The sequence below is a fragment of the Flavobacterium sp. MR2016-29 genome, from assembly GCF_015350695.1.
In the GTDB taxonomy this organism is placed as follows: domain Bacteria; phylum Bacteroidota; class Bacteroidia; order Flavobacteriales; family Flavobacteriaceae; genus Flavobacterium.
Window position 1 is genome coordinate 213431 of sequence record NZ_JADKPU010000002.1, and the last position, 13054, is coordinate 226484.

General features: G+C 36.6%; 6 protein-coding genes. All 6 read left to right on the forward strand.

Features of this window, described 5'->3' with window-relative positions; genetic code table 11:
• Nucleotides 1-48 precede the first annotated feature (48 nt).
• The 6 genes from IR010_RS06880 (at nt 49) to IR010_RS06905 (ending at nt 12993) form a co-directional block, all read left to right on the forward strand.
• Nucleotides 49-3264, forward strand: coding sequence for a SusC/RagA family TonB-linked outer membrane protein (locus tag IR010_RS06880; protein WP_228515115.1), 3216 nt, complete (start codon nt 49-51; stop codon nt 3262-3264).
• 8 nt (nt 3265-3272) lie between these two features.
• Complete coding sequence (locus IR010_RS06885; RefSeq protein WP_194567803.1) at nt 3273-4766, forward strand: RagB/SusD family nutrient uptake outer membrane protein; 1494 nt, start codon at nt 3273-3275, stop codon at nt 4764-4766.
• Between the two features lie 12 nt (nt 4767-4778).
• Nucleotides 4779-5864 (forward strand): SusE domain-containing protein, encoded by a 1086-nt coding sequence (locus IR010_RS06890; RefSeq protein WP_194602695.1) that lies wholly within the window; start codon nt 4779-4781, stop codon nt 5862-5864.
• A 137-nt stretch (nt 5865-6001) separates the two neighbouring features.
• Nucleotides 6002-7396 carry an alpha-amylase family glycosyl hydrolase gene (locus IR010_RS06895; protein ID WP_194602699.1) on the forward strand — a complete coding sequence of 465 codons (1395 nt, stop codon included), beginning with the start codon at nt 6002-6004 and terminating at the stop codon, nt 7394-7396.
• Nucleotides 7397-7440: 44 nt separating this feature from the next.
• Nucleotides 7441-9609 carry a glycoside hydrolase family 97 protein gene (locus tag IR010_RS06900; RefSeq protein WP_228515116.1) on the forward strand — a complete coding sequence of 723 codons (2169 nt, stop codon included), beginning with the start codon at nt 7441-7443 and terminating at the stop codon, nt 9607-9609.
• Nucleotides 9610-9879: 270 nt separating this feature from the next.
• On the forward strand, nt 9880-12993 hold the full coding sequence (locus IR010_RS06905) for an Ig-like domain-containing protein (protein ID WP_194602702.1): 3114 nt from the start codon (nt 9880-9882) through the stop codon (nt 12991-12993).
• The last annotated feature ends 61 nt before the right edge of the window (nt 12994-13054 follow it).

Here is a 13054-nt window from a genome sequence, read left to right on the forward strand (position 1 = left end):
TCTAAGAATACTGGGTTTCTATACTCATTATTCCAAAATGACCTAAAATTGAAACTAACTACACTACTTATTTTGGTCGCCATGTTTAACATTAGAGGAAATACTTATGCCCAAAAAACTAAAGTAACTCTAGAATTAAACAATTCAACAATCGAAAAGGTTATTGAGACCATAGAACAAAAAACAGATTTCAGATTTATTTACAAACTGAATGATATCGACTTAGATCGCATAATTTCTATTTCCGTAAAAGAGCAGCCAATAAATATTGTTTTGGATAAACTTTTTAAAGGAACTCCAACCGAATTTAAAGTTCGAGACACTCAAATTATCTTAAAAAAACCAGAGCTTAAAACCGAAAATGTGAAAATTCAAAAGCAAACTGTTTCTGGAATTATTACAGATGAAAATGGGAGTCCTCTTCCGGGAGCATCAGTCTTTGAGGAAGGAACAAAAAACGGTGTGGTTACAGATTTTGATGGAAAATATCAAATTACCCTCGAAAGCAGTTCATCTGTAATTGTCGTTTCTTTTGTGGGATATAAAGATAAAAAAGTAGTTGCAAGCGAAAGCAAAATCAACATTCAGCTTTTGCCAGACGCAACTAACTTAAATGAAGTTGTTTTAGTTGGATACGGTTCTTCTGCTAGAAAAGATGTAACGGGCTCTGTATCTTCCATTGCGGCAAAAGACATGAATCAAGGTGCAATTGTAAATCCGTTGCAATTGATTTCAGGAAAAGCTGCCGGTGTCAACATCAACCAAATCGGGAGTGAGCCAGGCAGCGCTCCAAGCGTGCGTATTAGAGGTATTTCTTCTTTAATTGGAGGAAATGATCCGCTTGTAGTTGTAGACGGAATTCAGGGAAACTTAGATTTGTTAAGCCAAATTCCGCCAACTGAAATCGAAAGTATTGATATCTTAAAAGATGCATCGGCTACAGCTATTTACGGTTCTAGAGGTGCGCCGGGTGTAATCATTGTTTCAACTAAAAAAAATAAAGCAGGAAAAACGACAATAGAATATATTGGTTCTACGTCTTTAGATTTTATTCCGAAAAAACTAGATATGCTAAACGCCGACCAATGGTGGGAAACGGCTCAAAGTGTTGGTGTTCCGGCTTCTGCAAATCATGGTTCTGATACAGACTGGTACGGAATTTTAACTAAAACCGGCGTTACTCAAAACCATACTTTAGCATTTGGCGGAGGAGCAGACAAATTTAGTTACAGAGCTTCTATCAGTGCTATTTTGCAAGATGGAGTTGTAATAAATTCAAACAACAAAAAATACATTGCACGCGTTCAGGCAAGTCAAACTGGACTTGACGGAAAATTAAAATTGACTTATAATTTAAACAACGGAACAGATTATACGACATCTAGTATTCAGTCTATTGGCCGTGTAAATTATGTTTCGAATTTAATTACAAATGCATATTTAATGCGTCCAACAGATCCAGTTTACAATACGGACGGAACCTATTTCACAGATCCAAACGTATTTCAATACTTAAATCCTTATGCTGTTGCAGAAACAGTTACTAACGAAAGTCAGGCTGATAATTTATTCGGAAGCTTAAAAGCAGATTTAGATTTATTTGATGGCTTAACGGCAAGCTGGTTTGGAAGCTGGAGAAAAACAAACAAAACAACTGGTTTTTATAATCCGGTAGAATCAACAGATTCTCATGCAATTGATCAAAAAAGTTTTGCTAACATCAGAAACGAAAGACAAAATGAAAGATTAATGGATATTAGTCTTAACTACAAAAAAACATTTGGTGCCCACACTATTAACGTTCTGGCTTTGTATGAGTGGCAAAAACAATTGTACCAAGGAGATTATGCGCAAGCAAGAGGTTTTATCAATGGTCTAGCTACTTATAACAACCTTGAATTGGCTGATATTTCTAAAGCATTATCTGGAGATTTAAAATCATACAAAAATGACAGAACTGTAGTTTCTTTCTTAAATCGTATTAACTACTCGTACTTAGACCGTTATTTATTTACAGGAAGTATTAGAAAAGATGGTGCGTCTGTATTTGGAGCGAACAATAAATGGGGCTATTTTCCATCTGCATCTGTAGCTTGGCAAATTACCAAAGAAAACTTCATGGCAAATCAGACTATTTTCAACGAATTAAAATTACGCGTTGGATATGGTGAAACGGGTAACCAGCAAGGTCTTGGTCCGCAAAGTTCATTATCATTAGTTGGAGGTTCTGGCGTTACTTATTTTGGAGGCTCTCAAATCACCAATTTTAACATTAGTCAAAATGCAAATCCTGATTTAAAATGGGAAACTAAAAAGCAGACCAATATTGGTCTTGATTTCGCTCTTTTAGACAGTCGATTAAGAGGAACAATTGATGTGTACACTTCTACAACAGATAATTTATTATTTGATTACACTGTACCTCAGCCTCCTTATCCTTTTGATAAAATTAAAGCAAATGTTGGAAGTATTTCAAATAAAGGTTTAGAGATTGCTCTTGGATATGATGTCATCAGATCTGAAAATACAACTTTAACATTAGCAGGAAATGTTTCTCTAATGAAAAACGAAGTACTTAATTTAAGTGGAAGTATCAACGGAGTTCCTTTAAATACTGATTATGTAAGCTGGGGAGCTCCAAACTCCTATTTGATAAAAGGACAGCCAGTAGGAACTTTCAATATTTTACAACACACAGGCGTAGATGCGGCTGGAGTAGAAACTGTTTTAGATCGTGACGGAAACGGCATTATCGATCAGGGAGACAGAAGTCCAGACCGATACTTAAAAGGTTCTGCATTGCCAAAATATACATATGCTTTCAACCCAACTTTCGTTCATAAAAACTTTGATGTTTCGATGTTGTGGAGAGGTTCTGGAGGAAATAAAATTTACAATCAAGTACGATCTAACATAAGCAAATTGGAAAATATTGGTAAATCAAACATTTTAGAAAGTGCTGTCGATGAAGGAATTTATACTTCTCCTTATGCCTCAGATATGTATTTAGAAGATGGTTCATTTTTACGTTTAGAAAATGTTACTGCCGGATATAACTTTCGTTTTACTGATGTTAAATACATCGAATCTGTTAGACTTTCGCTTACCGGAAACAACCTTTTACTTTTTACAAATTATTCGGGTATAGACCCAGAAATAACTTTGAGCGGAAGTGGTAAACTTGAGGACAACTTTGGTGTTGATAAAGGGATTTATCCACGTACCAGAAGTATCGCAATCGGTTTGAATGTAAAATTTAAATAGTAAAAGAAATGAAACTTAAAAATATAATATTATTAGGAAGCGTTTGTTTCCTATCTCTTGTTGGTTGTACCAATGTAGATGAAAATGTTTACGATAAATATCGTTCTGAAGACTTTTACGGAACTCCAGAAGGAGCTGATATCGCTCTTGCTAGTGTTTATGCTCAAGTTGGAGGAAACTGGAATGGTGTAGGTTACGCCGGAGCTGATAATGGATGGTACGATTTAAACTGTATGTCTGCTGATGAACAGGTGATTCCGCATAGAAATACAGGTGACTGGCAATTAGATTTTGCGCGTGTATACATGCACCAATGGCTGCCAACTGATTTAATGGTAAGCAACACTTGGAACTGGCTTTACAAATCGATCTTCAATGCAAACTTGGCCATTTCGCAATTAGAAACTGCAAAAGCCGATGCTTCAAAAATTGCAGAAGCTAAAGTATTACGCGCTTTTTTCTATTATTTATTAATGGACGATTACGGAAACATTCCGTTCTATACAGACAATAATATTACAGTAGATAAAATTCCACAAGCTGGCCGAAAAGAAGTTTACGACTTTATTGTAAAAGAATTGACTGAAAACGTAGAATTACTTTCTGGAACAAAAGGCGGTAATTATTACGGAAGATTTAATAAATGGGCTGGTTATACCTTATTGGCAAAAGTGTATTTGAATGCTCAAGTATATACTGGCGAAGCAAAATGGGCTGAATGTTTAGCAGCCTGCAACAAAGTAAGCGAAGGCGGTTTTAGTTTGCATCCTGCAAATGCAAATGCTGCAAGCGCACTTGGGAATACATATTATGAGTTATTTGGAGATGTGCTTCCTGCTGATGAGACTATTTTATCAATCTACACCACTGTTGATATTGTTTCTCGTAACATTTTTACTGTCCGCAGTTTATTTGGCCCTCATGCTCAAGCCTTATTTGGTTACAGCGGCTGGAACGGTACTATTGTTCCTAAAGATTTTTATCAGCAGTACACAGACACCGATGTTCGTAAAAAACAATTTTTAATTGGAGAACAGCCAGGCGGTACAAATTACACTCTTGACATTAGTTCATTAGATAATCCAGGAGCTGGAGCACAAGAAGGTGTTCGTAATGTGAAATTTTATCCTGTAACGCCACGTAACGGCGGAGGCGCATCTAATGATTTCCCTATTTACAGATATGCCGATGTTCTTTTGATGATTGCCGAATGTAACGTTCGCTTAAACAATCCAGCAGCAGCAAAATCTTTTGTAGACGCCGTAAGAACACGTGCGGGAATTGGAGCGTTAGCTGCTAACCCAACTCTGGATGATATTTATACAGAAAGAGGTCTTGAACTAAACTGGGAAGGTCACAGAAGACAAGATATGATTCGTTTTGACAAATTTTTACTGCCAAAACAATTCAAAGAAGCTTCTGCAGCTTATAGAAAAATCTTCCCGATTCCTACTTCTGCCTTAAACGCTAATCCAGGTCTTAAACAAAATCCAGGTTACTAAAAAAATATCACTATGAAAAAATATATAAGTACATTATTTGCATTTGGCACCTTGCTTTTTTTAGGTGCATCTTGCGAAAATGATGCCGAATTGACTTATTTGAAAGAAGTAAATTTTCCGGCAGACATTAAAATAGCACCAAGCAGCAAAATTGTTTTACTAGAAGACAAAGCGGATGATAATGCGATAACTATTTCTTGGGAAGCTGTTACTTTTCCTATTGAAGCACCGGTAACGTATGCTGTACAGTTTGATGTTCCGGCAGATATTACGGGTTCTAGTGCATGGCTGAAAGCTACTCGATTTGAAGTTGGCCAAGATGTCTTAAGCAAATCTTTTTCAGTACGAGATTTAAACAAAATTGCAACAGATCTTGGTCTACAGCCAAACTCAGCCGGTAAACTTATTGTTCGTGTCGAGGCAGCAATGGACAGAAAAGTATTCTCAAACAATGTAGAACTAACTGTTACGCCTTTCGAAAAAAGTATTGTTTTTGGTGAAATTTATATGCCGGGTGCTTATCAAGGCGAATGGGATGTTAATAGTGCATCTGTCTTAACAGCTATTGAAAAAGGTGTTTATCAAGGCTATGTTACTGTTCTTCCAGGTTATGGACCGGTATTTAAGGTAAATACAGCAAGAAACTGGGCGGAGTTTTATGGCGCTGGTACCGGAGAAGGCACAATTCAAAAAATGAGTGATGCCGACTTAAAACTTCCTGGAACTGGTTCTTATCAAGTTAAAGTAAATCTAAATACTTTAAAATGGTCTGCTACTGCTTATGCATGGGGAATTGTAGGAACTGCTCAATCTGGAGGCTGGGATAAAAGCACTCCAATGAACTATGACCATCAAACTAAAACATGGAAAATTACCGCTGATTTAGTTCCTGGAGCCTTAAAATTCAGATTAAATGATAATTGGTCTGTTAATTACGGACCAAAAGATGCCACAACAAACACTATTAATCGTGATGACCAAGGTGCGTACACCATTACCGAAGCTGGAACCTATGAGGTAACATTTACAATCGTTGAAACTGATCCTGCAACTGCAGGTTATCCAGCAACGGCAACTTGTACTATTATAAAAAAATAAAAATATATAAAAGTTGAGTTTGGTTAGTTAATGCCTGTCTTTTAATCCTGAAAAAAGGCAGGTTTTTTCAAAAACTAAACAGATTTAAAAGCCTGACGATCAAAGTCAGGCTTATTAAAAATTAAATTCCTAAAATTATGAAGTCTAATACAAACATCGTTTTTATACTGCTTTTTGCTTTAGCATTTGTTTCCTGCAGCTCTTCTGATGATAATCCTAAACCTGATCCGGGAACAGGAACAGGAAATGAATATCAGCAATACGGAACTGCTTTTGATAAAGTTCCAGCCAATGAAGATGCTGTAATTTATCAAGTAAACCTTCGCTCTTTTAGTCCGGAAGGAACAATAAAAGGAGTTCAAAAACGTCTTGACTCTATTCAGAAATTAGGTGCGAATGTGATTTATTTAATGCCGATTTATCCTGTTGGAAAAATAAAATCTGCCGGAAAACTAGGCTCGCCTTATTCGGTAAAAGATTATAAGGCAGTAAATCCTGATTTTGGATCTTTGGAGGATCTTCGTTCTCTAGTTACAGAAGCGCATAGTAAAAACATGGCGGTTATTTTAGACTGGGTTGCCAATCATACTTCGTGGGACAATCAATGGATCACAGCACATCCAGATTGGTATCAAAAAGACACAAATGGAAATATTACAATTCCGCCTGGAACGAACTGGCAAGATGTTGCACAATTAAACTATACCAATACAGACATGAAAAAAGCCATGATTGATGCTATGTCGTATTGGGTTTATAATGCCAATATTGATGGTTTTAGATGTGATGCTGCTGATTTTGTTCCGATGACATTCTGGTCGCAGGCGATTACTGAAATCCGTAAAATCAAAAACCAAAAAATGATTTTAATGGCCGAAGGTTCCAGAGCAAACCATTATGATGCCGGTTTTGATTATACTTTTGGCTTTGCCTATTTTGATGCTTTAAAAAAGGTTTTTTCAGAAGCACAGCCCGCTTCTTATTTGCAAACCGAAAGTTCAAAAGAATATGGACAATTAGAGAGTTCAAAAAGAATTGTACGCTACACTACAAATCATGACGTAAATCTTTCTGACGGAACGCCACTAGAACTTTATGGAGGTAAAAAAGGATCTTTAGCGGCTTTTGTTGTCGCTTCAAGCATGAAATCTGTTCCGATGATTTATGGCGGACAAGAAATTGGCTACTCAAAACGAATTGATTATTTTGATAAAATAGCAATCGATTGGGCTGCAGCAGACTATGAAATGCTGAAAGAATACAAAAAAATTATTGCTTTTAGGAATACAAGCGAAGCTTTAAGAAAAGGAAAACTGACAGGATACAGCAGCAACGAAACTAGTGTTTTTACTATGGAAACCTCTGCTGATAAAGTTTTAATTATAGCAAACCTTAGAAACAAAGCCGTTAAATATACTACTCCTACAACATTAGCAAATACAAACTGGACAGATGCTTTAACTGGAACTGGAATTTCAATTGGTGCCGAAATAAATTTAAATGCGTACCAATATTTAATCCTAAAAAAGTAATAAAAAGCCTTTAATAGAATTAGCTTTGCAAAAAACTAAATAACATGAATTTTCAATCCCAAAAAATGCAGCTTCAAACTTGTTTAAGCAAAAAAATCGCGCTTTTACTTTTTTTATGTGCCAACTCCTTATGGATTCACGCACAGGAAATAACTTCGCCAGACAAAAATCTTTCTTTAAAATTCGAATTGAAAGAAGGCGGTATTCCGTCTTACCAATTATCATATAAACAAAAAGCAGTTATAAAACCAAGTTCTTTGGGATTAGAACTTCAAAATATGCCTTCGTTTTTGGATGGTTTTACCGTTACAAATACAGCACAATCTTCTGTTGATGAAAATTGGAATCCAGTTTTAGGCGAAGAAAAAACGATTCGTAATCATTATAACGAATTGGTTGTCACTTTAGCGCAAGCAAAAAATAATAATAGATACATTCGAATTCGTTTCCGTTTATTCAACGACGGATTAGGTTTCAGATATGAATTTCCAAAGCAAAATGATTTAAGTTATTTTGTAATTAAAGAAGAGCGTTCTGAATTTAATTTAGCCGGAAATCATAAAATTTTCTGGATTCCGGGAGATTATGATACCAACGAATATGCGTATACAACCTCAAAAATTTCAGAGATTCCTTCGCTGATGAAAAAAGCAACGATCGAAATCAATTCACAATGGCCAATAAAAGAACTTTCTGTTCAAACGCCGTCAATGATGAAATCTGATGACGGTTTGTATATCAACATTCACGAAGCCGGATTAATTAATTATCCAGCAATGTATCTTGAAGTTGATGCTGCAACAAACAAAATGCGCAGCCATCTAGCGCCAGATGCTGTTGGCGCAAAAGGATATATGCAGACTGATACACAATCGCCTTGGAGAACTATTGTGGTGAGTGATAAAGCAACAGATATTTTAGCTTCAAAATTAATTTTGAATCTTAACGAACCAACAAGTTACAAAGATGTTTCATGGATTAAACCGGTAAAATACATCGGAATTTGGTGGGAATATTTTGTAGCTGGAAAAAGTACTTGGGCTTTCGGAAAAGAAAACAATGTGAAATTAACAGATGATTTCACAAAACTTACTCCAAACGGAAAACACGGAGCTACAACAGAACGTGCAAAAGAATATATTGACTTTGCCTCTAAAAATGGTTTCGATGCGATTCTTATCGAAGGCTGGAACATTGGCTGGGAAGACTGGATTGGAAACTGGAAAGAAGAAGTTTTTGATTATGTAACGGCTTATCCTGATTTTGATGTAAAAGCTGTTCACGCCTATGCTGCTTCAAAAGGAGTAAAAATTATTATGCACCACGAAACTTCAGGATCGGCAACCAATTACGAAAGACGTTTAGATCGTGCTTTTCAGTTTATGAATGACAACGGTTATGACGCTGTAAAAACAGGTTATGTAGGTAAAATTATTCCGCGTGGCGAACACCATGACGGACAATGGATGGTAAATCATTACATTAACGTAGCTAAACGTGCAGCTGATTATAAAATTATGATTGACAGTCACGAAGCAGTTCGCCCGACTGGTTTGAACAGAACTTTCCCAAACTGGATTGCTCAGGAGTCTGCACGCGGAACAGAGTTTGAATCTATGGGAGGTTTAGCTCCGGATCATACAACTATTCTGCCTTTTACAAGATTAATGGGAGGACCAATGGATTATACGCCAGGGATTTTTCAAACGGATCTTTCGTACTACGGAACAGGAAGTTCACAGCGTGTCAATACGACTTTGGTAAAACAATTGGCTTATTATGTAACCATGTACAGTCCGTTGCAAATGGCGGCTGATATTCCTGGGAATTATGAGCGTTTTCCAGATGCATTTCAGTTCATTAAAGATGTCGCTGTAGATTGGGATAACAGTTATATTTTGGAAGCTGAACCGGGAGATTACATTACTATTGCCCGTAAAGCTAAAGGAAAAGACGCTTGGTTTATTGGTGGAATTACAGATGAAAATGCTAGAACTGCAAATATCACTTTTGATTATTTACCTGCCGGAAAAAAATTCATTGCCACCATTTATGCCGATGCTAAAGAAGCAAATTGGAAAGAAAATCCACAAAAATATACTGTGACAAAAGTTGTTGTAACCTCAAAAACAATTTTAAAACAGTATTTAGCTCCAGGCGGTGGTGTTGCCATCAGCATTAAAGAAGGAAATGCCGCAGAACTAAGGGATTGAAAAAATTGTAATTTAAGACACAAAGGTTCTGAGATACTAAGCTTCTAAGTTTTTTGCCACAAATTTCACGAATTGACACGAATTAAAGCTGCAGATTAAAATTTGTGCTAATTCGTGAAATTCGTGGCAATCCCTATGTCTTATGGACAAAAATTAAAAATTTTACTACTTGAAAACTATTAACCACAAATGTTTGTCGAATTTAAAAACAATGCGAGTGAGAATGAATTTTAGTTAGAAATGCCGACAAGCATTCAAAAAACTATTATTATGAAAATCAAAATTACCACTAGATTATTTCATATCATGAAAACACTAGTTTGTTTTCTATTATTATTTGCAAGTTCAGTTTATGCACAAGATCCGCCTCAGTACGGCACGCCATTCGCTAGTGTTCCAGATACTCGAGATGTAAACATGTATCAGGTACATATTCGTCCGTTTAGTGCTAACGGAGATTTAGCCGGAGTAACCGCCCGATTAGACAATATAAAAGCACTCGGTACCAATGTTATTTATTTAATGCCAATTTACCCGCACGGTACTGATTCTCGAAGCTCAGCTTCACCTTATTGCATTAAAGATTTTAAAGCCGTTGGATCAGAATACGGTTCGCTTTCAGATCTACGAACTTTAGTGGATGGCGCTCACAGCCGCGGAATGGCCGTGATTTTAGACATTGCCATTAATGGAACTTCTTGGGATAATGCTTGGACAACCACGCATCCTGAGTATTATATGAGAAGCGGTACAACGATTCAGCAATTAGGCAACTTTTCAGATATTGCAGCGCTTGACCTTAATAGCTCAGCTACACGTGGCGCTATAAAAGATGCTATGCGTTATTGGATCTTGGCAGCAAATGTTGATGGATACCGTTGCGATTATGCAAATAATCCTCCGCTTGATTTTTGGTCAGAAGTTATTTCAAATATCAGAGGAATTTCTTCTCATAAATTATTAATGTTAGCCGAAGGAGACAGACAAGCCAACTTTACAGCTGGTTTTGACATGAATTTTGGCGACAGATGGTTTTGGAATGCTTTAAAAGATGTTGCTGCCGGTGGTCCGGTTTCAACACGTTTTCAAACCATAAACGATTACGAATATGCAAATGCAACGGGTTCAAATCAAGCTGTTCGATATACAGGAAATCATGATACGTATACGAACGATAATGGTGTACAAAGACCTTTTGTAATCTTTAATAATCATAACGGAATTGTGGCCAACTTCTTAGTTTCAGCTTATATGAAAGGTGTTCCTTTTTTAATGAGCGGACAAGAAATTGATTATGAACCAAAAACCGATTGGCCTTGGACAAATTTTAAATTCAATTGGTCACAAAACCCAACTGCAGCTGCTGATTTTGCTAAAATCTTAAATTTTAGAACTTCGAGTGCTGCTGTAAGACGCGGTGATTTAACGATGTATGCAAATGATGACATTAGTATTTTCACCAAAACTTTAGGTACAGAAAAAGTTATTGTAATGTCGAATTTAAGAAATGCTTCTAAATCATATGTTATTCCGGCTGCCTTAGCAGGAACCTATGTAAATCCGTACAATAACAATGCTTCTGTAACTTTAACAACAGGCACAATAAGAACGTTTGCTGCTTATGAATATTTAGTTTTAACCAATACTAATGCTCCTGTTGTTGCAGTAACTGGAGTTTCTGTAAATCCGACAACTGCAACTGTTGGTTTAGGATCTACGCAACAATTAAATGCAATTATTGCACCAGCAAATGCTACCAATCAGAATCTTACTTGGACATCAAGTAATACAGCCGTTGCTACTGTAAATACTTCTGGATTAGTTACGGCAGTTGCTACAGGAACAACTACTATTACTGTTAAAACTGCTGATGGAAATAAAACAGCAACATCAGCAATAACCGTTGCTGCGATTCCGGTTGCGTCAGTTAGTGTTTCACCAACTATAGATAGTTTATATGCTGGAAATACGCAACAGCTCTCTGCAACAATTGCTCCGGCAAACGCAACAAACAAAAATATAACTTGGAGTTCTAGCAATACAGCGATTGCAGCGGTAAATTCTAGCGGACTTGTAACAGCTGTTGCAGCTGGAACAGCAAATATTACTGCAACAACACAAGACGGAAATAAGACCGCAGTTGCAACAATTACCGTAAATCCAAATACTAATTTTACGGTTTATTTCTATAAGCCATCAAACTGGGGAACTGCAATTAAAATCTATTATTGGAGTGCTCTGCCTGCGGGAGTTTTAGCAAATGCAACTTGGCCAGGTGTAAACATGATCAATGCAGGAAATGGCTGGTACAGTTATACCTTTACAAATGTAACTTCAACTAATTTAATTTTTAACGACGGAACGAACCAAACTGCCGACTTAAGCCGAAATAAAACAGGCTGGTACATGAATAATACTTGGTACGATTCTAATCCCGGAACTGGCGTTGTTGCTGTTACAAGCGTAACTTTAGCTCCAACAACTGCAACTCTATCAGTTGGCGCAACACAGCAATTAACACCAACAGTTAATCCTTCAACAGCAACAAATAAATCAGTAACGTACAGTTCAAATAATACTGCCGTTGCCACTGTAAATACATCAGGATTAATAACTGCTGTCGCTTCGGGCGCTGCAACGATTACAGTTACAACTCAAGATGGAGCAAAAACAGCAACTTGTGCCATAACCGTTTCTTCTTCAACAGGAACATATTTCACAATCAAAAACAGATGGACTGGAGCTTATTTATCTGATGCCGGAACAAACGTTGGTTATGGAGCAACAGTTTCAGGCAACAGCTACAAATGGCAAAAAATCGCTATTGATGCCACTTATTTTGTACTTAAAAATGTAGCAACTGGAGAGTTAATTAATATTGAAGGTCAGACTGGAAGTGTTCAATGTAACATAACAGATACTACTTTCTGGAGTGCACAATGGTCAAGCGACTATATTGATGGAACTTGGGTAAGACTAAGAAACAGATGGCAATCAGGAAATATTATTCATGTTGAAAACCAAACAGGATCTGCTCAATACGGAAATTCACAAGATGGATGGTTCAGTGCGCAATGGCAATTGGAACCAACAACTATTGGAACAGGAAAAGCATCTATAAAAATTGATGATGTTTCTGAAACTGAAAAAGTAATCGGCATTTATCCGAACCCAGCAACAGACAATGAATTTCATGTTTTACTGCCAGAATTACAAAATGGAGATGCAGCTTCAATTACGGTTTCTGACATGAATGGGAGAACGGTTTTAACAGACAAACTTTCTGCTTCAGGACAAATCAATCATCATTTGGCATCCGGCATGTATATTGTAAATATTGCTTCTAAAGATTTTAATGTTACTAAAAAACTGATCGTTAAATAGTCATTTTTAGTTTAAAAGAAAATGGCGTATGGAAATCTCATACGCCATTTTTTAATTTTAT